Annotated in this window: 25 protein-coding genes; 13 read left to right on the forward strand and 12 right to left on the reverse strand. The window is 59.5% G+C overall.

Annotated features, from left to right (window positions below; genetic code table 11):
• Positions 1–55: 55 nt before the first annotated feature.
• The 4 genes from NHU87_RS12475 to NHU87_RS12490 all read right to left on the reverse strand — a co-directional run bounded on the left by NHU87_RS12475 (position 56) and on the right by NHU87_RS12490 (position 2159).
• Positions 56–733, reverse strand: a complete 678-nt coding sequence (locus NHU87_RS12475) for a response regulator transcription factor (RefSeq protein ID WP_048394251.1) — start codon at positions 731–733, stop codon at positions 56–58.
• Between the two features lie 7 nt (positions 734–740).
• A complete protein-coding gene (locus tag NHU87_RS12480) occupies positions 741–1151 on the reverse strand; it encodes a translation initiation factor 2 (protein WP_253548708.1) in 411 nt (136 codons plus the stop codon).
• 110 nt (positions 1152–1261) lie between these two features.
• Entirely contained in the window at positions 1262–1561 is a 300-nt protein-coding gene (locus NHU87_RS12485) for a YciI family protein (protein ID WP_008074905.1), read from the reverse strand.
• Between the two features lies 1 nt (position 1562).
• The gene (locus tag NHU87_RS12490; RefSeq protein ID WP_253548710.1) at positions 1563–2159 is read right to left on the reverse strand and encodes a septation protein A; all 597 of its coding nucleotides are present in this window, start codon (positions 2157–2159) and stop codon (positions 1563–1565) included.
• Between the two features lie 87 nt (positions 2160–2246).
• Here NHU87_RS12490 and NHU87_RS12495 point away from each other — a divergent pair, with 87 nt between their 5' ends.
• The 5 genes from NHU87_RS12495 to rluB all read left to right on the forward strand — a co-directional run bounded on the left by NHU87_RS12495 (position 2247) and on the right by rluB (position 7174).
• Complete coding sequence (locus tag NHU87_RS12495) at positions 2247–3110, forward strand: PHP domain-containing protein (RefSeq protein ID WP_030130050.1); 864 nt, start codon at positions 2247–2249, stop codon at positions 3108–3110.
• 13 nt (positions 3111–3123) lie between these two features.
• Complete coding sequence (locus tag NHU87_RS12500) at positions 3124–3753, forward strand: L-threonylcarbamoyladenylate synthase (protein ID WP_033864897.1); 630 nt, start codon at positions 3124–3126, stop codon at positions 3751–3753.
• A 60-nt stretch (positions 3754–3813) separates the two neighbouring features.
• Entirely contained in the window at positions 3814–4572 is a 759-nt protein-coding gene (locus NHU87_RS12505) for a segregation and condensation protein A (protein WP_253548957.1), read from the forward strand.
• Positions 4573–4583: 11 nt separating this feature from the next.
• Positions 4584–5594, forward strand: coding sequence for an SMC-Scp complex subunit ScpB (gene scpB, locus NHU87_RS12510; protein ID WP_253548713.1), 1011 nt, complete (start codon positions 4584–4586; stop codon positions 5592–5594).
• Between the two features lie 311 nt (positions 5595–5905).
• Positions 5906–7174 (forward strand): 23S rRNA pseudouridine(2605) synthase RluB, encoded by a 1269-nt coding sequence (gene rluB / locus NHU87_RS12515; RefSeq protein ID WP_253548715.1) that lies wholly within the window; start codon positions 5906–5908, stop codon positions 7172–7174.
• Between the two features lie 209 nt (positions 7175–7383).
• On the opposite strand, the gene NHU87_RS12520 is transcribed toward rluB, so the two are convergent.
• A complete protein-coding gene (locus NHU87_RS12520; RefSeq protein WP_253548717.1) occupies positions 7384–8349 on the reverse strand; it encodes a leucyl aminopeptidase in 966 nt (321 codons plus the stop codon).
• Between the two features lie 67 nt (positions 8350–8416).
• Positions 8417–8554, reverse strand: coding sequence for a hypothetical protein (locus tag NHU87_RS12525; protein ID WP_176466849.1), 138 nt, complete (start codon positions 8552–8554; stop codon positions 8417–8419).
• 963 nt (positions 8555–9517) lie between these two features.
• On the opposite strand from NHU87_RS12525, the gene NHU87_RS12530 reads away from it, so the two are divergent.
• Complete coding sequence (locus tag NHU87_RS12530) at positions 9518–10930, forward strand: amino acid permease (RefSeq protein WP_253548719.1); 1413 nt, start codon at positions 9518–9520, stop codon at positions 10928–10930.
• Between the two features lie 196 nt (positions 10931–11126).
• Positions 11127–11540 carry an alternative ribosome rescue aminoacyl-tRNA hydrolase ArfB gene (arfB, locus tag NHU87_RS12535; protein ID WP_007938537.1) on the forward strand — a complete coding sequence of 138 codons (414 nt, stop codon included), beginning with the start codon at positions 11127–11129 and terminating at the stop codon, positions 11538–11540.
• Here the strand turns inward: arfB and NHU87_RS12540 are convergent.
• The 6 genes from NHU87_RS12540 to phhA all read right to left on the reverse strand — a co-directional run bounded on the left by NHU87_RS12540 (position 11537) and on the right by phhA (position 15969).
• A complete protein-coding gene (locus NHU87_RS12540; protein ID WP_253548721.1) occupies positions 11537–12751 on the reverse strand; it encodes an MFS transporter in 1215 nt (404 codons plus the stop codon). The genes arfB and NHU87_RS12540 overlap by 4 nt on opposite strands.
• Before the next feature lie 103 nt (positions 12752–12854).
• Positions 12855–13052 (reverse strand): hypothetical protein, encoded by a 198-nt coding sequence (locus tag NHU87_RS12545; RefSeq protein ID WP_253548723.1) that lies wholly within the window; start codon positions 13050–13052, stop codon positions 12855–12857.
• Positions 13053–13127: 75 nt separating this feature from the next.
• A complete protein-coding gene (locus NHU87_RS28415; protein WP_301271425.1) occupies positions 13128–13259 on the reverse strand; it encodes a hypothetical protein in 132 nt (43 codons plus the stop codon).
• Between the two features lie 299 nt (positions 13260–13558).
• The gene (locus NHU87_RS12550; RefSeq protein ID WP_301271426.1) at positions 13559–14752 is read right to left on the reverse strand and encodes an amino acid aminotransferase; all 1194 of its coding nucleotides are present in this window, start codon (positions 14750–14752) and stop codon (positions 13559–13561) included.
• Positions 14752–15108, reverse strand: coding sequence for a 4a-hydroxytetrahydrobiopterin dehydratase (locus NHU87_RS12555; protein WP_095051726.1), 357 nt, complete (start codon positions 15106–15108; stop codon positions 14752–14754). Before NHU87_RS12555 ends, NHU87_RS12550 begins: the two co-directional genes overlap by 1 nt.
• 69 nt (positions 15109–15177) lie before the next feature.
• Positions 15178–15969, reverse strand: a complete 792-nt coding sequence (gene phhA, locus NHU87_RS12560; RefSeq protein WP_253548725.1) for a phenylalanine 4-monooxygenase — start codon at positions 15967–15969, stop codon at positions 15178–15180.
• Positions 15970–16362: 393 nt separating this feature from the next.
• On the opposite strand from phhA, the gene NHU87_RS12565 reads away from it, so the two are divergent.
• The 6 genes from NHU87_RS12565 to flgJ all read left to right on the forward strand — a co-directional run bounded on the left by NHU87_RS12565 (position 16363) and on the right by flgJ (position 23034).
• Positions 16363–17922 carry a sigma-54-dependent transcriptional regulator gene (locus tag NHU87_RS12565; protein WP_123720667.1) on the forward strand — a complete coding sequence of 520 codons (1560 nt, stop codon included), beginning with the start codon at positions 16363–16365 and terminating at the stop codon, positions 17920–17922.
• Between the two features lie 366 nt (positions 17923–18288).
• Complete coding sequence (locus tag NHU87_RS12570) at positions 18289–19029, forward strand: flagellar basal body rod protein FlgF (RefSeq protein ID WP_131061636.1); 741 nt, start codon at positions 18289–18291, stop codon at positions 19027–19029.
• Positions 19030–19074: 45 nt separating this feature from the next.
• On the forward strand, positions 19075–19860 hold the full coding sequence (flgG, locus tag NHU87_RS12575) for a flagellar basal-body rod protein FlgG (RefSeq protein ID WP_008011001.1): 786 nt from the start codon (positions 19075–19077) through the stop codon (positions 19858–19860).
• Positions 19861–19912: 52 nt separating this feature from the next.
• Positions 19913–20608: a flagellar basal body L-ring protein FlgH gene (flgH, locus tag NHU87_RS12580; protein ID WP_253548727.1), complete on the forward strand. Its 696-nt coding sequence runs from the start codon at positions 19913–19915 to the stop codon at positions 20606–20608.
• A 27-nt stretch (positions 20609–20635) separates the two neighbouring features.
• Positions 20636–21724: a flagellar basal body P-ring protein FlgI gene (locus NHU87_RS12585; protein WP_253548961.1), complete on the forward strand. Its 1089-nt coding sequence runs from the start codon at positions 20636–20638 to the stop codon at positions 21722–21724.
• Between the two features lie 11 nt (positions 21725–21735).
• Positions 21736–23034 carry a flagellar assembly peptidoglycan hydrolase FlgJ gene (gene flgJ, locus NHU87_RS12590; RefSeq protein WP_253548729.1) on the forward strand — a complete coding sequence of 433 codons (1299 nt, stop codon included), beginning with the start codon at positions 21736–21738 and terminating at the stop codon, positions 23032–23034.
• Positions 23035–23053 lie beyond the last annotated feature (19 nt).

The raw sequence follows: 23053 nt of genomic DNA on the forward strand, positions 1-23053 counted from the left end.
AGCCGAACGCAGCCTCGCTGGGGCTCGACAGCTGCTACAAAGGATCGCGTCAGTTTCATAGGCTGTAGTAGTAACCACGACTGCGCAGCGCAACAATGCGCGGGCGGCCGTCGGGGTGCGGGCCGATTTTTTTGCGCAGGTTACTCACGTGCATGTCCAGGCTGCGGTCGTACAGAGTCAGTTTGCGACCGAGGGCGATTTGCGCCAGTTCCTGTTTATCCAGCGGTTCGCCGGGCTGCTTGAGCAGGGCTTCGAGCAGACGGCTTTCGGAGACGGTCAGGGTGAATTCCTGTTCATCGATGCTGACCACGCCACGCACTGGGCTGAAGCACAAGTCACCCAATTCGAGCTGGCTGGAGACGGCCGTCGGATGACTGCGGCGCAACACTGCGCGCAGACGCGCGGTCAGCTCCCGTGGGTCGCACGGTTTGGCCAGGTAATCATCGGCACCGAGTTCCAGGCCGAGAATGCGGTCCAGCGGTTCGCCACGGGCCGAAAGCATCAGCACTGGCAACTCCGGGTGGTCGTTGCGCAGTTGCTTGAGTAGTTCCAGGCCACTGCCGTCAGGCAGCATCACGTCCAGCACCACGGCCGCGGGGGACGTTTCGGCCAGCGCGCGACGGGCGCTCTGGCCGTCGTGGCAGGCGCGGACCTGAAAGCCTTCCTGGCTCAGCCAACTACTCAAGAGCTCACACAGCTCCTGATCATCATCAATTAATAACAGCTCGCTCATGACTCACTCAATTTAGCCATTGCCGACGTTTTCTACGTGCACCACTGGCGAAGATACCGCAGAGCAGCGCCAATAGCGCAACTCCGGCCCCGATCACGAACCACTGTTGCTGATCCGTCAGCAGGCGCGGTAGCGGGCTGGCCAGGATTTCCTTGAGTTGCAGCTTCAGGCGCTGATTCTCTTGGCGCAACCGGCTCAACTGAGCGCTTTCGCGTTCGCCATCGGCATTTTGCAATTGTTTGCTCAGTGTTTCTCGTTGCTGCTCGCTAGCCTTCAAGCGCTGCTGCAACTCAGTGATCTGGCTGCCGGCACTCAAGGACAATGGCGTCGAATTGTGACCCTCGGTGCTTTCTTCACCGTGGGCGGGCGCCATGATCGACAACGTCACCAACATCAGACACAACGGACCTTTGCGCATCGCAACTCCTGATTCCAATACGAGTATTGGGCAGGTTGTCGGCCGGTAAACGAGAATAATGAGCGATTGAACGCGCGATGAACCGACAAGGTTCATCGCGCTGATGGCGTTTACGGCAGGACTTGCTTGAACGGCTTGACCAAAACGTTGGCGTAGACGCCTGCGGCAATGTACGGGTCGGCGTCAGCCCAGGCCTGTGCGGCGCTCAGCGAATCGAATTCAGCGACGATCAGGCTGCCGGTGAAACCCGCCGCGCCCGGATCATTGCTGTCGACGGCCGGGTGCGGGCCGGCCAATACGATACGACCTTCGCCTTTAAGCACTTGCAGGCGCTCAAGGTGCGCAGGCCGTGCGGCCAGGCGGGCTTGCAGGGAGTTGGCGACGTCTGTGGCAATGATTGCGTAAAGCATGTCAGTCCTCGGTTTTTGGCGTTGTGGTGTCGGCGTCGTGCAAGTGGCGGGACAGGTAGATGCCCTGAGCGACCAGGAACAGCAACGTCATGCCCAGGCTGCCGAAGACTTTGAAGTCGACCCAGTAGCTCTGGAAGGTGAACGCAACGAACAGGTTGGCGGCGCCGCAAAACAGGAAAAAGCCGATCCAGGCGATGTTCAGACGAGTCCAGACCGGCTCCGGCAGTGTCAGCGCGTGGCCCATGATGCGTTTGATCAACAGTTGATCACCGATGAAGTGGCTGCCGATGAACCCGAGGGCAAACAGCCAGTTGACCACCGGAGCTTTCCATTTCAGGAAGGTCTCGCTGTGGAACGCCAGGGTCAGGCTACCAAAGACCAGGCAGGCGATGAGGGTCAGCCACTGGCTCTTCTCCAGCTTGCGCTGCTTGATGAACAGCGTGCCGTAAACCACCAGGGAGCTGAGGATCAGCACTGCGGTGGCGCTGTAAATACCACCGACAGACAGTTGATAACCGCCGATGTCGACGATCCGTGGATTGATTTTGAAGACGATGAAAAACAGCAGAAGCGGGATGAAGTCGATGAATTGTTTCACAGTGGCAGCCAGAAGCAGGATGTGGCGGCATAATAACAAACATATTGACGCGCGATAGCGTCAGCTGATTTGAGGTTACACAGTCCTGTGAATGTTGATTTGCACTGCCATAGCACGGCTTCCGATGGCGCCCTCGCGCCTGCGGTACTGGTTGCGCGTGCGTTCGAGAAAGGCGTGCGAGTCCTGGCCTTGACCGATCACGACACCCTTGAGGGCCTCGACGAGGCCCGTAGCGCCGCGACGGCGCTGGGGATGCAACTGGTCAATGGCGTCGAATTGTCCTGCACCTGGGGCGGGGCGACCATTCACGTTTTGGGCTACGGGTTCGACGTCAATGCACCGCCGTTGGTCGAGGCCATCGCCAAATTGCACGATGGCCGCTGGCTACGGTCCGAAGAAATAAGTCGCAAGTTGGCGTTGAAAGGCATGCCGGGGGCGCTTGACGGCGCCCGGGCCATTCAACAGGAACTAGGCGACAGCGGTAATGCGCCGGCCCGTCCGCATTTTGCCGACTGGATGGTGCGCGAAGGTTTCGTCAAGGATCGCGCCGAAGCGTTCCGCAAATGGCTGGGCGCCGGCAAACTGGGAGACGTCAAGCAACACTGGCCAACCCTGGAAGATACCGTCGAAACCCTGCGCGCCGCGGGTGCCTGGGTCAGCCTGGCGCATCCCTGGCACTACGATTTCACTCGCAGCAAGCGTCGTCGCCTGATTGCCGACTATATTCAAGCAGGGGGCCACGCGATAGAAGTGGTCAATGGCCATCAACCCGCCGAACAGGTGGGCAGCCTGGCGATTCTTGCCCGCGAGTTTGGTCTGCTGGTCAGCGCCGGCAGTGATTTTCATGGCCCTGGAGGCTGGTCCGAGATCGGTGAATATCGCCCGCTTCCGGAGGATCTGCCACCACTGTGGTGTCGATTCAAACATGACCCAATTATTGCCGTCGTCTGAACAGGTAGAGAATGTGAGTCAATTTTTCCAGATTCATCCGGAAAACCCGCAAGCGCGCCTGATCAAACAGGCTGTAGAGATCATCCGCAACGGCGGGGTGGTGATTTATCCCACAGACTCTTCCTACGCCATTGGTTGCCAGATCGGCGACAAAAACGCCGTGGAGCGCGTGCGCCGGCTACGTCAGCTGGATGATAAGCACAACTTCGCGCTGATCTGCAGCGACCTGTCGCAGTTGGGCCTGTTTGCCAAAATTGATACCGGCACCTTCCGTGTGCTCAAGGCTCACTTGCCTGGCCCTTACACCTTCATTCTCAATGCCACCCGCGAAGTCCCGCGGCTGTTGCTGCACCCGAAAAAACGCACCATTGGCCTGCGTGTACCCAGCCATCCGATAGCGCTGGCGCTGCTGGAGCAGCTCGGCGAGCCGCTGATGAGCGTGACCCTGATCATGCCCGGCGACACTGACCCGCTGACCGATCCCCACGAGATGCGGCAGTTGCTCGAGCATCAGGTGGACCTGATCATCGACGGCGGTTTCGGCGGGATCAAGGCGTCCACCGTGATCAGCCTCGCCGACGGCGAACCGGAAGTCATACGCGTCGGTTGCGGCGACCCTGCACCTTTCATGGCCGAGGCCTAGATGTCTGCAGTAGAACCCGTCGATAGCCAGGCCGGCGCCCAGCAAGAACTGCCTTTCGCCATGGTCTATGGCCAGGCGGTCATGGAAATGCCGCTGGACCTGTACATCCCGCCGGATGCGCTCGAGGTTTTTCTTGAGGCCTTCGAAGGCCCGCTCGACTTGCTGCTGTACCTGATCCGCAAACAGAACATCAACATCCTCGACATCCCGGTGGCGGAAATCACTCGTCAGTACATGGGCTATGTCGAGTTGATGCAGTCGGTGCGCCTGGAGCTGGCCGCCGAGTACCTGGTGATGGCCGCGATGCTGGCCGAGATCAAGTCGCGGATGCTGTTGCCGCGGGCTGAAACGATCGAAGACGAAGAAGACGATCCTCGCGCTGAGTTGATCCGCCGCTTGCAGGAGTACGAACGCTTCAAGGCTGCCGCCGAAGGCATCGATGGCCTGAGCCGCGTCGGTCGCGACGTGGTGGTGCCCAAGCTCGATGCCCCGGAAGCCCGGGCGCGTAAACTGTTGCCGGACGTGAGTCTGGAAGAGTTGCTGATGTCCATGGCCGAGGTCCTGCGCCGTGGCGACATGTTCGAAAGCCACCAGGTCAGCCGTGAAGCGCTGTCCACCCGCGAGCGCATGAGTGATGTACTGGAACGGCTCAAGGGCGGCGGTTTTGTGCCTTTTGTCGAGCTGTTCACCGCTGAAGAAGGGCGCTTGGGGGTGGTGGTGACCTTTATGGCGATCCTCGAACTGGTCAAGGAATCCTTGGTCGAGCTGGTGCAGAATGAGCCGTTCGCGGCGATCCATGTCCGGGCCCGAGCCGAATAACGAGTTGAATCATGAACCTGACTGAACCCCGCGAGCTGGCGCCATTGCTTGAAGCCTTTCTGTTGGCCTCGGGAAAACCGCAATCGCTTGAACGCCTGTTCGAACTCTTCGAAGAAGGCGAGCGGCCCGAGCCCCCTGTTTTCAAGAAAGCGCTGACGATTCTGGCCAAATCCTGCGACGGTCGTGCTTTCGAGTTGAAGGAAGTCGCCTCCGGGTATCGCCTGCAAATCCGCGAAAAATTCGCGCCGTGGGTCGGACGCTTGTGGGAAGAGCGGCCGCAGCGTTACTCCCGCGCCATGCTCGAAACCATGGCCCTGATCGCCTATCGCCAGCCGATCACCCGGGGCGAGATCGAAGACGTGCGCGGCGTGGCAGTCAACAGCCACATCGTCAAAACCCTGTTGGAGCGTGAGTGGATCCGCATCGTCGGGTACCGCGACGTGCCTGGCAAACCCGCGATGTTCGCCACCACCAAGGCGTTTCTCGATCACTTCAACCTGAAAAACCTCGATGACCTGCCGCCGCTCGCCGAACTGCGTGAGCTGGAACCTGATCCGGTCCTCGATTTCGACGACGCGCCGGTGCCGCAAGGCTTGCAGGAACTGGCCGACGCCAGCGCCGAGCCGGAGGAGCCGAAGGAAGAAACCAGTTTCCACACATTGTTGCTGGAACTGGACACCATGGAAGAAGGACTCAAGACCGACTTCGACGATTTGCTGCGGGATGGGGCGGTGACCGAGAGCGAAGGGGAGTTGGCAGAGCCCGAGCCTGATACCGAAGTTGAACCTCAGATCGAGGCTGAAGCCGAAGTCGAATCAGAACAGGAACCAGAGCCAGAGCCAGAGCCAGAGCCAGAACAGGAAGATGACATCCTTGGCGTCGCCGAAGCTCGCGAAAAGCTCCTGGCTGCCGTCGCCGCGCTTGAACAGTCGAAACCCGAGCCCGAGCTGACCGACGAAGAAGCCGAAGCCAAGGCTCTGGCAGAAGCCATCGAAGCCGAACGCCGCCAGTTCGAAGATTGAGCCCGCCAAAAGATCGCAGCCTGCGGCAGCTCCTACGGGATCGGTGTTCACCGAAATATCGCGGATGAACACCGATCCCGTAGGAGCTGCCGCAGGCTGCGATCTTTTGATCTTGTTTCCCTCGGGGTGCCACCGGTCGGCGGAAAAACAAATAACCTTCTGTCGATCAGCTAGTCTCTGATGCGCGAACCTCTTCATGAGCGTATGATTCGCGACCCTTCGGCGATCGCTTCGCCAAGTACACAGATTTATAACGCTTCAGGACCCTCAATCCAGAGCATCCTGAACAGACCACACCGGGAGGTGCCCAGATGAGTATCAACGACCAGAAAGACGACCAGGAAATCGGCCCAGCAGGCGAAAAGCTGCAGAAAGTCCTCGCCCGCATCGGCGTCGGCTCGCGCCGTGACGTAGAAGCCTGGATCAGCCACGGCCGCATCAAGGTCAATGGCAAAGACGCCACCCTCGGCCAGCGTGTCGACTTGCATGACGCCATCACCATCGATGGCCGGGTGATCAAGCGCGAAGAAGCCGCCGAGTCGGTACGCCGCGTGATCATGTACAACAAACCCGATGGTGAGATCTGCACCCGTAATGACCCTGAAGGTCGTCCGACCGTGTTCGACAAGATGCCGCGTCCGAAAGAAGGTCGCTGGATCAACATCGGTCGTCTGGACATCAACACCACCGGTTTGCTGATGTTCACCACCGACGGTGAATTGGCTAACCGCCTGATGCACCCTTCCTACGAAATGGACCGTGAATACGCGGTACGGGTACGTGGCGAAGTCGACGACGAGATGATTGAACGCCTGAAGGCAGGCGTGGTGCTCGAAGACGGCCCGGCCAAGTTCACCGACATCAAACAGGCTCCGGGTGGCGAAGGTTTCAACCACTGGTACCACTGCGTGGTGATGGAAGGTCGTAACCGCGAAGTCCGTCGTCTGTGGGAATCCCAGGGCCTGGTGGTCAGCCGCCTGAAGCGCGTGCGTTTCGGTCCGGTGTTCCTCAACTCCGACCTGCCGATGGGCCGCTGGCGCGAAATGAGTCAGTACGAAGTCGACATTCTCAGTGCCGAAGTCGGCCTGACGCCGGTGGCGATGCCGCAAATGAACGCCAAGAGCAAAGACAAGCTCGATCGCATGCAGCGTAAATCGTCGCGTCCGATGGGCAAGACCGAGCGCGTGCGTACGTTGCGTCCAGCAGCCGGTGGCCAGACAGCTGTTGCTCCGCGTGATTCCCGCGAGCCGCAGATCGAAGGCGAACGTCCGGCTCGCAAGCCGGCACCACGCCAGGACGGCGAGCGCGGTCCACGTACGCCGCGTCCGGCCAATGGCCGCACTGAGCGCGGCGAAGGCCGTGGCGCTCCGTCCGGTGGTCGTAGCGATCGCGGCGCGCCTGCCGGTCGTGGTACGCCCGTGGCAGACCGTCCGGCCGATACCAAGCGCCCGGCCAAGCCGGCACCGAAGAAACGCCCAGGCATCGTGCTGGTCGACCGTGACGCGCCATCGGGCAAACGCCGCGGCGCGCCAGCCGGTTCCGGCCAGCGTCCAGGCTTTGGTCGTCGCAAGCCTGAGTAATCGGTAAGCGCTGCATGAAAAACGCCATCCTTCGGGATGGCGTTTTTTTTGGGCTGTATTTAGTTTTGTGGTGTTTATGAGGGCCTCTTCGCGGGCAAGCCTCGCTCCTACAGATGTTGTGCCGAACGCAAACCCGTGACCAACCGAAACCCTGTAGGAGCGAGGCTTGCCCGCGAAGACATTGGTCGCATCACCGCAAAAACTGGATGCTAGAAAACAAACCGCCCATCAAACACCGGGTCGTCATCCAGCGCCAACACGCCGCTGGAGAAGATCAGGTCCAAATGATGGCTGCCCTTGGCACCACCGCCCAAGCCCAGGTGCAAGCCGCAATGGCGCTCCTCGAACCCGGCGTTGCGCGCATACAAATCTTTCACGCCTTCGTTGGTGCCGATCCCCAGCTCCTCGATTCGCCGATTGGACGGATTGGCGTCCAGGTACTTGTTGAAGTCATGTTCCAGCCCCGGCACGTCGGTGGCGATTTTGCTGATGGTCGAGTTTTCGATCCACAACTCCAGCGGTGACGCCAATACGCCGTATTTGCGGGCAAATGGAATCGTACTGAGGAAAGTCCCCATAAACTTCACCCGCCCATTAATGGCCTCGCTATGAGTAGCGATCTCGCCGGGCGCCAGGTCGAAGTTGCCGATACCGTTGATGTCGGTCCACTTCTTGATACTGCTCAAGGGTGTTTCGAACCACGACCCATGATCATCTTTGAAACTCAGGGTAGTGGCGTGGGACATGCGCTGGATCAAGTGGCTGTTCAACCCGGCAATTCGCTGCGGTGTGACACTGAAAGTGTCGTAGAAGTAATCGCCGTAATCCTTGAACAACAACGACTTTTTCCAGTTCTCCGCCATCACGCCCTGCAGCGCGCGGACAAACTCCGGGCCGTCGGGACGCGGGTTGGGCAGGGTGGAGGAGTCGTAGAAGAAAATGTACAGATCGCTGTCGGTAATCGCCCGGGTCAGCAATTCGGTGGGTTCGAGGTCCAGACGCATCGCGCTGAAGCTGAACCGTGGGTTGTTACCGGCCTGTTCGGCAATGGCGCAGGTCAGTGCCTCGTAATCAGCGGTATGGCCGAGCAAGACCTTCGCCGGGTTGATACCGGCAACGGCAGGGTGATGTTCGAGGTAGTAAAGGAAATGCGAGATGGCGCGTTGCTTATCCATGTAGTCCTCCCTGACAAACCGAGAAAGTGGCAGGCACCACCGGCCGGATCATGCCTGCCGGGATGTCTTACAGAGGCCACATCGCCGTGCCGAACGGAACAACCGCGTCGGCTTGCATCATTTCGACGGCGGCTTCATGGGTCGGTGCTTCAAACCAATCGTCCAGTTGCAGTTCAGTGTCCAAGTCTTTGTCTGGTGCTTGCATGGTGAATCTCCTAGATGATTTCTTCGGGTAAGAACAGCTTCGGTAAGATCACTTTTGATAAGAGCAGTGGCGTGTTTTTCACTCGTTGAAGAGCGCGCCAACGTGCCGGTCGATGCGGCTCGGCAAGTCGCTGAAAACCTAGTTCACAGGGTTTTGGAATGCAAAAAAATAATTAAACAATTTCCGTTTGAACTATTTATTCCATTTTTCGAAAGCCGATTTTCTTAATAAAAAACAGAAAACTAAGCAGGATATTTCCTTAGGAAGCTTCCTATCGTCAATTTACAGTCAGTTGGCCTTTTGATCTGATTCGGAAAATTTACGTTACGCATTGTCAATAAAACCTTACGCAAAGCGCCCTTAAGCCCCGTGGAATGCGGCGATGGAAAGATCTGTAAGGAAAACCTTCCGCCAACCGCCGGGTTTGTAGTCTTCAAGGGCTCTGGCACGCTTGTTTCGGCAGCGCAGGAAGGGTGAGATGCGCCCCATGCCTGTCGTGCAGGTGCATAACAAGAAGGAGGCGCAATGAACGCCGTGACTCATCTTTATCTCTCCCCAAAGGGCGATTTTTCCGCTGCCCTTATCGATGACCTGCAAAGGTCTGACTCAATTTTTGCAGTCGCCCGAGACCCTCGAGGCGGACACAGGCAATCCCGGCAACCGACGCGCTGATCCAGCGGTGTCTGGCAGCAGGGGGTTACAGGTGTACAATGCGCCGCGTTTTAACTGTGACCCTCTGCGCAACTGCGCAAACTTCAAGGCTACCCGCCTTGTTCACTCCGCCGCGTCACGAGCGTGTCGGGTTCGATTTCGTCACAGATAAAAACAAACAGGTGACGCATGACTGTCGTAAAAACGCTGAACTCCTGGTGCCTGCGCTGGGGTTTGATCGGCGCTGCTTGAAATCGCAACCGAGCAGCAACGTCTACCGAACATCATCAAACCTTGCGTGAGACCTTTTTCATGAGTGGACAAAACTCGCATTCAGGCGAGCTGAAACGCGGCCTGAAAAATCGCCATATTCAACTGATCGCCCTCGGTGGCGCGATCGGTACCGGGTTGTTCCTCGGCTCGGCCGGCGTGCTCAAATCCGCTGGCCCGTCGATGATTCTCGGCTACGCCATTTGCGGCTTCATCGCTTTCATGATCATGCGCCAACTCGGTGAAATGATTGTCGAAGAGCCGGTCGCCGGTTCTTTCAGCCACTTCGCCCACAAATACTGGGGCGGTTTTGCCGGCTTCCTGTCGGGCTGGAACTGCTGGATTCTGTACATCCTGGTGGGCATGTCCGAGCTGACCGCGGTCGGCAAATACATCCACTACTGGGCGCCGGATATCCCGACCTGGGTCTCGGCCGCCGGGTTTTTCGTACTGATCAACCTGATTAACCTGGCCAACGTCAAAGTCTTCGGTGAGGCCGAGTTCTGGTTCGCGATCATCAAAGTCGTGGCGATCGTCGGCATGATTGCCTTGGGCAGCTATCTGCTGGTCAGCGGCAACGGCGGCCCACAAGCCTCTGTGACCAACCTTTGGGAGCACGGCGGCTTCTTCCCGAACGGCGTCAGCGGTCTGGTGATGGCCATGGCGATCATCATGTTCTCCTTCGGCGGCCTGGAAATGCTCGGTTTCACCGCAGCCGAAGCCGACAAACCGAAAACCGTGATCCCGAAAGCCATCAACCAGGTGATCTACCGGATTCTGATTTTCTACATCGGTGCGCTGGTGGTCCTGTTGTCGCTGACTCCTTGGGACAGCTTGCTGACGACACTGAACGCGTCCGGCGATGCCTACAGCGGTAGCCCGTTCGTGCAAGTGTTCTCGATGCTCGGCAGCAACACCGCCGCGCACATCCTCAACTTCGTGGTCCTGACCGCGGCGCTGTCGGTGTACAACAGCGGCACCTACTGCAACAGCCGCATGCTGCTGGGCATGGCCGAGCAGGGCGATGCGCCGAAAGCCTTGGCGAAGATCGACAAGCGCGGCGTGCCGGTGCGTTCGATTCTGGCGTCGGCTGCCGTGACCCTGGTCGCGGTGCTGCTGAACTATTTGGTTCCGCAACATGCACTGGAGTTGTTGATGTCGTTGGTGGTGGCCACCCTGGTGATCAACTGGGCGATGATCAGCTTCTCGCACTTCAAGTTCCGCCAGCACATGAACAAGACCAAACAGACGCCGTTGTTCAAGGCCCTGTGGTACCCGTACGGTAACTATGTTTGCCTGGCGTTCGTGGTGTTCATCCTTGGCGTGATGCTGCTGATCCCGGGCATCCAGATCTCTGTGTATGCGATTCCGGTGTGGGTCGCCTTCATGTGGATCTGCTACGGCATCAAGAACAAGCGTAGTGCGCAGCAGGCGTTGCAGGCTGCAGTGAAATAACTCAGCGCGCAGATACAACAAACCCGGCCAATGTGCCGGGTTTGTCGTTTTATGGGTTCATACAAAACCCTGTAGGAGCGAGGCTTGCCCGCGAAGAAGACGCCGCGGTTCATCAGGCAAACCGCGTTATCGTTCTTCGCGGGCAAGCCTCGCTCCTACAAGGTATTCTGGCGGTCCTGATATCGGACTTTTTTCCATGCTGGTGATTTCCAACAACGTCCATCTGCCGGATGCCGAGATTGAGTTGACGGCCATTCGCGCCCAGGGCGCCGGTGGGCAGAACGTCAACAAGGTCTCCAGCGCCGTGCACCTGCGCTTCGACATTCCGGCCTCGTCTTTGCCCGAGTTCTACAAGGAGCGGCTGCTGGCGCTGCGTGACAGTCGCATCACCAGCGAAGGCGTGTTGATCATCAAGGCCCAGCAGTACCGCACGCAGGAGCAGAACCGTGCCGATGCGCTGGAGCGGCTGACCGAGTTGATCCTCAGCGCCACCAAAGTGGAAAAGAAACGCCGCCCGACCAAGCCGACCCTCGGTTCGAAGAAGCGTCGGCTCGAATCCAAGACCAAACGCGGCAGCATCAAGGCTGGACGTGGCAAGGTGGATTTCTAGCGGGCGTCGCGTTCTTCGCGGTGCTTTTCATTAAGGTGCTTTGGCGCTTGCCGGTACAAATAGATGCTCAGTGCCAAACCACCCAGAGCGGCCAATGCGGCAAACAGGAAGATCGAGGCGAACCCGAATCCAGCCGCAATCGCACCCGCCAGCGGTCCGGTAATCCCCAGCGACAAATCAATAAACAGTGAGTATGCCCCGACTGCCGCGCCGCGGCTGGAGGCGGGCACCAGGTTGACCGCTTCCACGCCCAAGGCCGGGAACACCAGCGAGAAACCGAAACCACTCAGCGCCGCACCGGCCAGTGCCCAATGGGCATCGGGTGCCAGCCACAGCAGCAATAGTCCCAGGGTTTCCACCGAGAGGCAGGCTATCGCCACGCGAAAACCGCCGAGGCGGTTGATCAGGTTACCGAAGAGTAATCGCGCACCGATGAAACTGGTGCCGAACAGGCTCAGGCACAGCACCGCGTTGGACCACTGCTGAGTGGCGTAATACAGGGTGATGAATGTGGCGATGGTGCCAAAGCCGATGGAGCCCAAGGCCAGACCGCAGCCGTGAGGCAGTACGCGCCCCAGCACATGCATGAACGGCAGGCGTTCGCCGACAACGATCGGCGCAGCGGTTTTCGGCCAGGCCAGCGCCAGGCCCAGAACGGCCAACAGCACGATACTTACGCCCATGCTCCACAAGCCCAACTGACTGACCAGCAGCACCCCCAATGGTGCGCCGACCGCCAGCGCGCCGTAACTGGCGATGCCGTTCCAGGAGATGACTTTGGCGGTATTCGCCGCGCCGACCCGGCCGATGCCCCAGCCGATCGACCCGGAGCCGACCAGACTTTCTGCGCTGCCAAGCACCAGTCGGCCGATCAACAGGCTGATCAGACTCAGCGTCGGCAGGCTTTGCGTCCAGGCCGAAATCAGCATGAACACACCGCTCAAGCCGCAGCCGGCGAGGCCGTACATCACCGCCAGTTTGCTGCCCTTGTTATCGATGATGCGCCCGGCGTAAGGACGGCTGAGCAGGGTGGCCAGGTATTGCACGCTGATCACCAGCCCGGCGATCACGGCGCCGAAACCGAGGTCGCTGTGGACGTAGCCCGGCAATACAGCCAGGGGAATGCCGATATTCAGGTAACCGATGAACGTGAACAGGACGATGGAAACGACTTGCAGCGTGACCGCCATGGGGCGCTGGGGTTCTGACATGGGTAAAGGTCCGCGGGCAGCAGGATAGATAGGCTGCTTATGATAGCGGCGCGGACGACTGCGGGTGGTAGAAAAAGTAAAACTATTTGCCGGGCGGGGTGAGTCAGGGTTTGGTGGGGGCAACCAGTTGTGTCGTGACCAGGGCGGCCAAGGCGTTTTCTTCGCTGCCGAAGCGGGCCAGCAGGGCGGCTTGCTTCTCGGGGGAAAGGCGATTCCAGATCTCGATCATCTTCTCGGCGGTGCCGATCAGAACGCTGGCCTGCAGCTCTTCATCAAAAGGAGGAGTGAATTCATCGGTCATGGGGAGGGCTCAAGGTTCAGGCGGTGTGGAAAGCGCATATTAGCGCTTTCCACACGGTCTGTTCGTGCGGGTGTATCAGTCTTCGCTGTCGGCCTGGCGGCGTTCAGATGCTTCTTTTGTCTCGGGCTGTTGGGCACCGGCTTGTTGCGTGGTTGTCTGCTCAGTTTCGTGCAGGCTTGGGAAGGGGAGATTAGGGATCTCGTGCATGTTCGCGCTCCTCGCTAAGTCTGTTGATAGATCTGGTAGATCCGCGCTTTTAAAAAAGCCTGCGCAGGATACAGCAGGAGAAATGACAAATAGACTTTTATATCCAATTGTTGCGACGGATGGGATTGTCTAGACAGGTCTGTGTAAGAGCTGGCGGGAGCCGGCGATGATCGTTCCCACGCTCCGCGTGGGAATGCAGCCCGGGACGCTCCGCGTCCCTTCAAAGCCGAACGCGGAGCGTCCGTTGAGGCATTCCCACGCAGAGCGTGGGAACGATCAGGGCGATCAGTGGGAGAGGATTACTTGCAGACGTCAGCGATAGCTTCGGCCAACAGATCCAGGCGCGTCGCATCAATCCCCGCCACGTTCGCCCGGCCCGAGCTCACCATGTAAACGCTATGGCGTTCGCGCAGTTGCTTGACCTGTTCCGGCGACAAACCGGTGTAGGAAAACATCCCGCGTTGCACACCAATGTGCGCGAATTGCTCGCGCAAACCATGGGGTTCAAGCGCTTCGACCAGACCGCTGCGCAACTGCGCGATACGCAAACGCATGGCTTCCACTTCGTCGGCCCAGCGGCTTTTCAGCTCTGGATCGCCAAGGATGGTCGCCACCACGGCCGCGCCATGATCCGGCGGCGTCGACCACAGGTTACGGGCGATATTGGCCAGTTGGCTGCGGATATCCACCAGTTTGTCGGCGGTTTGCGCGCAGACAATCAGTGCGCCGGTGCGGTCGCAGTACAGGCCGAAGTTCTTCGAGCAGGAACTGGTGATCAGCACTTCCGGCAACTCGGCGGCGAACAGCCGGGTCGACCAGGCATCTTGCTCCAGGCCATCGCCGAAACCCTGATAGGCGAAATCGATCAGTGGCAGCAAATCGCGACTGCGCACCACGTCCAGCACCCGCCGCCAATCGTCATGGGACAGGTCGAAACCGGTCGGGTTGTGGCAGCAGGCATGCAGCAGCACCACATCGCCCTTGGGTACTTCATTGAGCACCGCCAGCATCGCTTCCACATCGAGACGGTTATCACTGCCCACGTACGGGTAATGACTGACCTTGACCCCAGCCGCCGCGAAAATGGTTTCGTGGATCGGCCAGGTCGGGTTGCTCAACCACACGCCACGGCCCGGCAGGCATTGGGCGATGAAGTCGGCGCTCAAACGCAATGCGCCAGTGCCGCCCGGCGTTTGAGTGGCGCCGGCCCGTTGCTCGGCGATCAGCGCCGAATCAGCGCCAAGCACCAACTCGTTGATGACCTTGCCGAACGCTACATTGCCGTGGCCGCCGATGTAGGTCTTGGTGGATTGACGCTCCACCAGGTGCTGCTCGGCGAGCTTCACCGCCTCGGGGATTGGCGTCAGGCCCTGGGCGTCTTTATAGACACCCACGCCGAGGTCGAATTTGCGCGGGTTAGGGTCCAGCGCATAGGCCTCCATCAGGCCGAGAATCGGGTCGCCGGGTACTCGACCGATGGCGTCGAAATGCATTATTTGCGGCCCTCGGCGTTCTTCGCCACTTCGTCAGTGCGCGCGGCCATGATGAAGTCGTTGCGGTGCAGGCCTTTGATGGAGTGGCTCCACCAGGTCACAGTGACTTTGCCCCACTCGGTCAGCAGGCCCGGGTGGTGACCTTCGGCCTCGGAGATTTCACCGACGGCGTTGGTGAACGCCAACGCGTGTTTGAAATTCTTGAACAGGAAAACTTTTTCCAACTGCATCACGCTGTCACGGACTTCGATGTTCCAGTCAGGGATCTGCTTGATCAGGATCGGCAATTCTTCGTCGCTGACCTGAGGGGCGCCGGCTTGGCAGGCTTCGCAATGGGCTTGGTTCAGAGCGTTCATGGTGTATTCCTGAATTCGATTCTTGTTGGAAATTACTATCTTTGCGCGCAAGTCGCGAGCGGGATCTGCTCAGGCCGCTTTGGGCTTTGGCGGAAATTTCGGCGCGTGCAACCCCAGCTGCATACCTTGCTTGACCATGCCCATGATGTCTTCGTGGGCCAGATCGAACAGGCGCTTGAGGTTCGGCAGGACAAAGTACAGCGGCTGCAGAATGTCGATGCGGTACGGCGTGCGCATGCATTCCAGCGGGTCGAAGGCCTGATGCTCCGGCTCGTCCGACAGGCAGTAAACGGTTTCTTTGGGCGAGGACAGAATGCCGCCACCGTAGATGCGCAGGCCTTGTGGCGTGTCGACCAGGCCGAACTCGATGGTCATCCAGTATAGGCGCGCCAGGTACACGCGTTCTTCCTTGGATGCCTGTAGGCCAAGTTTGCCGTAGGTGTGGGTAAATTCGGCGAACCAGGGGTTGGTCAGCAGCGGACAGTGGCCAAAGATCTCGTGGAAAATGTCCGGTTCTTGCAGGTAATCCAGCTCTTCGCGGGTACGAATAAAGGTCGCCACCGGAAACTGCTTGTTCGCCAGCAATTCGAAAAAGGTCTGGAAGGGAATCAGCGCGGGAACTCGGGCAACCTGCCAACCGGTGGTTTCACCGAGAACCTTGTTGATTTCACCTAGTTGCGGAATGCGGTCGTGGGGCAGACCGAGTTTTTCGATACCGTCCAGGTATTCCTGGCACGCACGACCCTCGACCACTTTCAGTTGGCGAGTGATCAGCGTGTTCCACACCGCGTGTTCTTCGGCGGGGTAGTCGATAAAACCTTGCGCATCGGGCTCGCGAGCCACGTATTGCGTCTGCTTCATGCTGCTCTCCTGCTTGGGGATTCGTTCTTGTTGTGTGTACAGCTATAGACCTAGAAATACCCCAAGGCGTGCGGTGTTGCAGCAGGTGATCGTCGTTGCATGTAGGAAAAATCAGCACTTTTCGTAAAGTATTCGTTACGGATTGGCCGCTATGGCGCAAGTATTGAGTTTTCAGGGTTTGAAAAGCGCTCTACCTGTCACATAATCTTGACGACTAACTGAGCCGCTCGGCAAAAAAATACGTCCGAGTGCACTGCGAATTCCCCTGTAGGAGCGAAGCTTGCTCGCGAAAGCGTCGGACCATCCGGCATCGATGTATCAGATAGACCGCTTTCGCGAGCAAGCTTCGCTCCTACAGGTTGCAACCTACTCACCGCTGTTACGGGCCTTTATATGCGCATCAAAGTCCACTGCCAGAACCGCATCGGTATCCTGCGCGACATTCTCAATCTGCTGGTCGAGTACGGGATCAACGTCGCTCGCGGCGAGGTGGGTGGTGAGCACGGCAATGCGATCTACCTGCACTGTCCGAACCTTATCAATATTCAGTTCCAGGCGTTGCGTCCGAAGTTTGAGGCGATTGGCGGGGTATTCGGCGTCAAGCGCGTAGGCCTGATGCCCAGCGAGCGTCGGCACATGGAGCTCAATGCCTTGCTCGGCGCCCTGGAGTTTCCGGTGTTGTCGATCGACATGGGCGGCTCCATCGTCGCGGCCAACCGTGCGGCGGCGCAGTTGCTCGGGGTGCGGGTGGACGAGGTTCCGGGGATTCCGTTGTCGCGGTACGCCGAGGATTTCGATTTGCCGGAGCTGGTGCGCGCCAACAAGTCGCGGATCAATGGCTTGCGGGTCAAGGTCAAGGGTGACGTGTTTCTCGCCGACATCGCGCCGCTGCAATCGGAGCATGACGAAAGCGAGGCCATGGCCGGTGCGGTGTTGACGTTGCACCGGGCGGATCGGGTGGGCGAGCGCATTTATAACGTGCGCAAGCAGGAGTTGCGTGGCTTCGACAGCATTTTCCAGAGTTCGAAAGTAATGGCGGCGGTGGTGCGCGAAGCGCGGCGCATGGCACCCCTGGATGCGCCGCTATTGATAGAAGGCGAAACCGGCACCGGCAAAGAATTGTTGGCGCGGGCCTGTCACTTGGCGAGCCCGCGTGGGCAGTCACCGTTGATGGCGCTCAACTGCGCCGGTCTGCCGGAGTCCATGGCCGAGACCGAACTGTTCGGCTACGGCCCGGGTGCCTTCGAAGGGGCGCGGGCCGAAGGCAAGCTCGGGCTGTTGGAGCTAACGGCGGGTGGTACGCTATTTCTCGATGGCGTCGGTGAAATGAGCCCGCGCTTACAGGTGAAATTGCTGCGTTTTCTGCAGGACGGCTGCTTCCGACGTGTCGGCAGCGATGAAGAGGTCTATCTGGATGTGCGGGTGATCTGCGCAACGCAAGTGGACTTGTCCGAGTTGTGCGCTCGCGGTGAGTTTCGCCAGGATTTGTACCACCGCTTGAACGTACTCTCGCTGCACATCCCGCCGCTGCGCGAATGCCTCGACGGACTGGCCCCGCTGGTGGAACACTTCCTCGATCAGGCCAGTCGGCAGATCGGTTGCCCGTTGCCGAAACTGGCTCCGGCGGCGATGGAGCGGCTCAGTCACTATCACTGGCCGGGTAACGTGCGGCAGTTGGAGAACGTACTGTTCCAGGCAGTTTCCCTGTGTGACGGCGGCACCGTCAAAGCCGAGCACATTCGTCTGCCGGACTACGGCGTGCGTCAGCCGCTTGGCGACTTTTCCCTTGAGGGCGGGCTGGACGAGATTGTCGGTCGCTTTGAGAAAGCCGTACTGGAGCGCTTGTATTCCGAGCATCCGAGCAGTCGTCAACTGGGCAAGCGGTTGGGGGTTTCGCATACAACCATTGCCAATAAGTTGCGTGAGTACGAAGTCGGTAAAGAACCGGGCTAGTGCCCTGTAGCAGCTGCCGAGCCTGCGAGGCTGCGTTCGGCGGCGCAGCCGTCGCAAATCCTGTATGTAAGGTTTTCCTGACTCACCGCGATATCTGATTTCACGACTGCTTCGCAGCCGAACGCAGCCTCGCAGGCTCGGCAGCTGCTACCAGGCATGCGTTGAGCCCTGGAGGTCGACGCTTGCCGTAAGCGGCATAACACCGCCGGTTTTTCGTCTTCGATACATTCCCCCAATCCCCTCTTAATCCCTCAAGTCCTTTGTTTGCCGGGCCCTGCGCCGCCAGAAAAAAGTTGGTCTGCAAATTGCTTATGGCTCAGCAGTACAGCGGTGGGCGGCAAACGTCCGGCATGCAGAGGAAAGAGTGTGGACAAGTACCTTTATGTGGCAATGACCGGCGCCAGCCAGAATGCACTGGCGCAGAAGGCTCATGCGAACAACCTGGCGAACATCTCTACCAACGGTTTTCAGAAGGACCTGGAACAGGCCCGTTCGATGCCGGTGTTTGGTGACAGCTTTCCGGCGCGTGCGTTTGCCATGACCGAGCGTCCGGCCACCGACTTCTCTCCTGGTGCGCTGGTGCAAACCGGTCGTGACCTCGATGTCGCGGTGCAGGGCAACGGCTGGATCGCCGTGCAGAACCCCGATGGCGGTGAAAGCTACGTGCGCACCGGCAGCCTGAACGTTGACGCGCTGGGCGTGCTGCGCGCCGGCAACGGTATGCCGGTGATTGGCAATGGCGGCCCGATTGCCGTGCCTCCCGAGCAGCAAATCGAAGTCGGTGAAGACGGCACCATCAGCATCCGCGCGATGGGCGAAGGCCCGCGGGTGATGGCTGAAGTCGACCGGATCAAACTGGTCAACCCGGACTTCAAGAACATGACCAAGGGCCTGGACGGTTCGATCCACACCAAGGATGGCAAGCCGGCGCAGGCCGATGCCAACGTCAAACTGGTGTCCGGGTTCCTGGAGTCGAGCAACGTCAATGCCGTGGAAGAAATGACTTCGGTGCTGGCGTTGGCCAAGCAGTTCGAGCTGCACATCAAGATGATGAACACCGCCAAAGACGATGACCAGGCCATGGCTCGGGTCTTGCAGATCAGCTAATTATCAGAACGTCGCGCCGTAAAACAGGCGCACGAGGAGAATCGAATGCTTCCGGCTCTATGGGTTGCCAAAACAGGTCTGTCCGCCCAGGACACCAACCTCACCACCATTTCCAACAACCTGGCGAACGTATCGACCACGGGTTTCAAACGTGATCGCGCCGAGTTTCAGGACCTGCTGTATCAGATCAAACGTCAGCCAGGCGCCCAGTCGACCCAGGACAGCGAATTGCCGTCGGGTCTGCAAGTGGGTACCGGTGTGCGCATCGTCGGCACTCAGAAAAACTTCACCGCCGGCAGCCTGCAAACCACCGAGCAGCCGTTGGACATGGCCATCGACGGTCGCGGTTTCTTCCAGATTCTGCAGCCGGACGGCACCACGTCCTACACCCGTGACGGTACGTTCCACCTGGATTCCAACGGCCAGATCGTGAATGCCAGTGGCTTCGCCCTGGAGCCGGCCATTGTCATTCCGAACGACGCCCAGACCTTCACCGTCGGCCGTGACGGCACCGTGTCCATCACCGTTGCCGGCAACCCGGCCTCCCAGGTGATCGGCAACCTGCAAACCGCCGACTTCATCAACCCGGCCGGTCTGCAAGCGGTGGGTAACAACCTGTTCCTGGAAACCGCTGCCAGTGGCGCGCCGCAAGTCGGCACTCCGGGCCTCGCCGGTTTCGGCACCACGCTGCAGAACACCCTGGAAACGTCCAACGTCAGCACCGTTGAAGAGATGGTCAACATGATCACCACTCAGCGCGCCTACGAGATGAACTCCAAAGTGATCTCCACCGCCGACCAGATGCTCTCGTTCGTAACGCAGAATCTGTAATCAAGTCTATGAGGCGGCCATGAGGTCGCCTGCAACACCGTGAGGTAGGGTCATGAATCGCTTTGTATCTGTTCTGGCACTGAGTGGGGTCGTCGTGCTCGCGGGCTGCGTTGCCCCGCCGCCCAAGCCCAATGACCCTTACTACGCCCCGGTGTTGCCGCGCACGCCGCTGCCGGCTGCCGCCAATAACGGCTCGATCTACCAGGCCGGTTTCGAACAGAACCTGTACAGCGACCGCAAGGCGTTCCGGGTCGGTGACATCATCACCATCACCCTGAACGAGCGCACCCAGGCGAGCAAGAACGCCAATTCGCAGATCGACAAGAACAGCAAAACTGACATCGGTCTGAGCTCGTTTTTCGGGGGCGGCCTAAGCACCAGTGATCCCGTGGGCAGCGGTAGCCTGAGTCTGGACGTCGGTTACGAAGGTGACCGCGCCACCAAGGGCGACAGCAAGTCCGGCCAGAGCAACAGCCTGACCGGTTCGATCACCGTGACCGTCGCGGACGTGTTGCCCAACGGCATCATCGCCGTGCGTGGCGAGAAGTGGCTGACCCTCAACACTGGCGATGAGCTGGTGCGGATTGCCGGCCTCGTTCGCGCCGATGACATCGCCACCGACAACACCGTGCCGTCGACCCGCGTCGCCGATGCGCGCATCACCTATTCGGGCACCGGTGCGTTTGCCGATGCGAGTCAGCCAGGCTGGTTCGACCGTTTCTTCCTCAGCCCGCTGTTCCCTTTCTAGGTGGCTACGTTGAATCTGAAAAGCCTTATGGTGGGCGCCCTGTTGCTGTTCGTGGCCTTCGATGCTCAAGCCGAGCGGCTGAAGGACATCGCCAGTATTTCCGGCGTGCGTTCCAACCAATTGATCGGCTACGGCCTGGTGGTCGGGCTTAACGGCACCGGCGACCAGACGACCCAGACCCCGTTCACCCTGCAGACTTTCAACAACATGCTTTCGCAGTTCGGCATCAAGGTGCCGGCCGGTTCCGGCAACGTGCAATTGAAGAACGTCGCGGCGGTATCGATCAGTGCAGATTTGCCAGCGTTCGCCAAGCCGGGTCAGCAGGTGGACATCACCGTCGCATCCATCGGCAACTCCAAGAGCCTGCGCGGCGGCACCTTGCTGCTGACGCCGCTCAAAGGTATCGACGGCAACGTCTACGCTATCGCTCAGGGCAACCTGGTGGTCGGCGGTTTCGATGCTGAGGGTCGTGACGGTTCGAAGATCACCGTCAACGTTCCGTCGGCCGGTCGCATCCCTGGCGGTGCATCGGTCGAGCGAGCAGTGCCAAGCGGTTTCAATCAGGGCAATAGCTTGACCCTGAACCTCAACCGTTCGGACTTCACCACCGCCAAGCGTATCGTCGACAAGATCAACAACATGCTTGGCCCTGGCGTCGCTCAGGCCATCGACGGTGGTTCGATCCGCGTCACTGCGCCACTCGATCCGAGTCAGCGGGTCGACTATTTATCGATCCTCGAAAACCTCGAAGTCGACCCGGGTCAGGCGGTGGCGAAAGTCATCATCAACTCGCGCACCGGCACCATCGTGATCGGCCAGAACGTCAAGGTTTCCCCGGCCGCCGTGACCCATGGCAGCCTGACCGTGACCATCACCGAAGACCCTATCGTCAGCCAGCCCGGCCCTCTGTCCAACGGGCAGACGGCGGTGGTGCCGCGCTCGCGGGTCAACGCTCAGCAAGAAGCCAAGCCGATGTTCAAGTTCGGCCCGGGCACCACCCTCGACGAAATCGTCCGGGCGGTGAACCAGGTCGGCGCGGCACCGGGTGACTTGATGGCGATCCTCGAAGCGCTGAAGCAGGCCGGTGCGTTGCAAGCCGACCTGATCGTGATCTGAGGACGGCGACCATGGATATGCGCAAAAGTGGGCTGGTCAGCAGCAGCGACTCGGGTTCCTACTCGGACCTGAACCGCCTGAACCAGCTCAAGGTCGGCGACAAGAACAGCGATGCGAACATGCGCAAAGTGGCGCAGGAATTCGAATCGCTGTTCCTTGGTGAAATGCTCAAGTCCATGCGCTCGGCCACCGATGCGCTGGGCCAGGACAACCCGCTCAATACCCCTGCCGCCAAGCAATACCAGGAAATGTACGACCAGCAGTTGGCCGTTTCCCTGTCCCGCGAAGGCGGTGGTATTGGCTTGGCGGACGTGCTGATGCGCCAGATGTCGAAGAACAAACCGCTGGCGCCGGGTGAGGCCGCGGCAGCGTCTGCCGCCAAGCAAGCTGTCGCGAAAGCCGCCGTGGAAACGCCGATTGCCGCCGGTACAGTCGCCACCAACGGGCCGCTGTCGCGCCTCAATGGTGAGCGTCCATTGTGGGCTTCGCGCTCGATGAAAACGCCGGCAAGCGCGGGCGAGGGCGTTCATCGCAATGACATGGCGCTGATCAATCAGCGGCGTCTGGCGCTGCCACCGAAACTGGCCGATCGTTTGCTCGCCGGGCTGGTGCCGTCGGCATCGACCGCTGCAACGACTGCCACAACGGTGCAGAACAATATCCAGTTGCCACAGAGCACCAAGACCGATTCCGGACCGCTGTACAACGGCGATTGGCTCGCTGCGCAAACGGATACGACATCCAGCGGACGCCTGCAGATTTATGGTCGTGCCATGGCGCAAATCCCCTTGGCACCGCCGAAGAAAGCCTTCAGTTCCGCCGACGAATTCGTCAACACCATGCTGCCGATGGCCAAAGAAGCTGCCGACCGTATCGGTGTCGATCCGCGCTACCTGGTGGCCCAGGCTGCCCTGGAAACCGGTTGGGGCAAATCGGTCATGCGCGCCCAGGATGGCAGCAGCAGCCACAACCTGTTCGGCATCAAGGCCAGCAGTAACTGGAAGGGCGATTCGGCGCGGGCGATCACCAGCGAATTCAGAAATGGCGAGATGGTCAAGGAGACGGCCGAGTTCCGTTCCTACGGCTCTTACAAAGACAGCTTCCATGACCTTGTGACGCTGCTGCAAAGCAATAATCGCTATCAAGATGTGCTGAAGTCGGCCGATAACCCAGAACAGTTTGTACGCGAGTTGCAAAAAGCCGGGTATGCAACCGACCCGGATTACGCAAGCAAGATTTCGCAGATAGCCAAGCAGATGACGAGTTACCAAAACTACGCTGCGGCGGGCGCTTCCACCACGCCTTTATAGGCACAAGGTATAAGGTTTG

Source organism: Pseudomonas mandelii, assembly GCF_024138395.1.
In the GTDB taxonomy this organism is placed as follows: Bacteria; Pseudomonadota; Gammaproteobacteria; order Pseudomonadales; family Pseudomonadaceae; genus Aquipseudomonas; species Aquipseudomonas mandelii_E.

Bases quoted from the DNA above. Each gene is read 5' to 3' on its own strand.
- NHU87_RS12475 (WP_048394251.1), bottom strand. From the start codon at position 733: ATGAGCGAGCTGTTATTAATTGATGATGATCAGGAGCTGTGTGAGCTC.
- NHU87_RS12480 (WP_253548708.1), bottom strand. From the start codon at position 1,151: ATGCGCAAAGGTCCGTTGTGTCTGATGTTGGTGACGTTGTCGATCATG.
- NHU87_RS12485 (WP_008074905.1), bottom strand. From the start codon at position 1,561: ATGCTTTACGCAATCATTGCCACAGACGTCGCCAACTCCCTGCAAGCC.
- NHU87_RS12505 (WP_253548957.1), top strand. From the start codon at position 3,814: ATGGTCTATGGCCAGGCGGTCATGGAAATGCCGCTGGACCTGTACATC.
- scpB (WP_253548713.1), top strand. From the start codon at position 4,584: ATGAACCTGACTGAACCCCGCGAGCTGGCGCCATTGCTTGAAGCCTTT.
- rluB (WP_253548715.1), top strand. From the start codon at position 5,906: ATGAGTATCAACGACCAGAAAGACGACCAGGAAATCGGCCCAGCAGGC.
- NHU87_RS12520 (WP_253548717.1), bottom strand. From the start codon at position 8,349: ATGGATAAGCAACGCGCCATCTCGCATTTCCTTTACTACCTCGAACAT.
- NHU87_RS12525 (WP_176466849.1), bottom strand. From the start codon at position 8,554: ATGCAAGCACCAGACAAAGACTTGGACACTGAACTGCAACTGGACGAT.
- NHU87_RS12530 (WP_253548719.1), top strand. From the start codon at position 9,518: ATGAGTGGACAAAACTCGCATTCAGGCGAGCTGAAACGCGGCCTGAAA.
- arfB (WP_007938537.1), top strand. From the start codon at position 11,127: ATGCTGGTGATTTCCAACAACGTCCATCTGCCGGATGCCGAGATTGAG.
- NHU87_RS12540 (WP_253548721.1), bottom strand. From the start codon at position 12,751: ATGTCAGAACCCCAGCGCCCCATGGCGGTCACGCTGCAAGTCGTTTCC.
- NHU87_RS12545 (WP_253548723.1), bottom strand. From the start codon at position 13,052: ATGACCGATGAATTCACTCCTCCTTTTGATGAAGAGCTGCAGGCCAGC.
- NHU87_RS28415 (WP_301271425.1), bottom strand. From the start codon at position 13,259: ATGCACGAGATCCCTAATCTCCCCTTCCCAAGCCTGCACGAAACTGAG.
- NHU87_RS12550 (WP_301271426.1), bottom strand. From the start codon at position 14,752: ATGCATTTCGACGCCATCGGTCGAGTACCCGGCGACCCGATTCTCGGC.
- NHU87_RS12555 (WP_095051726.1), bottom strand. From the start codon at position 15,108: ATGAACGCTCTGAACCAAGCCCATTGCGAAGCCTGCCAAGCCGGCGCC.
- phhA (WP_253548725.1), bottom strand. From the start codon at position 15,969: ATGAAGCAGACGCAATACGTGGCTCGCGAGCCCGATGCGCAAGGTTTT.
- NHU87_RS12565 (WP_123720667.1), top strand. From the start codon at position 16,363: ATGCGCATCAAAGTCCACTGCCAGAACCGCATCGGTATCCTGCGCGAC.
- flgG (WP_008011001.1), top strand. From the start codon at position 19,075: ATGCTTCCGGCTCTATGGGTTGCCAAAACAGGTCTGTCCGCCCAGGAC.
- flgH (WP_253548727.1), top strand. From the start codon at position 19,913: ATGAATCGCTTTGTATCTGTTCTGGCACTGAGTGGGGTCGTCGTGCTC.
- NHU87_RS12585 (WP_253548961.1), top strand. From the start codon at position 20,636: ATGGTGGGCGCCCTGTTGCTGTTCGTGGCCTTCGATGCTCAAGCCGAG.
- flgJ (WP_253548729.1), top strand. From the start codon at position 21,736: ATGGATATGCGCAAAAGTGGGCTGGTCAGCAGCAGCGACTCGGGTTCC.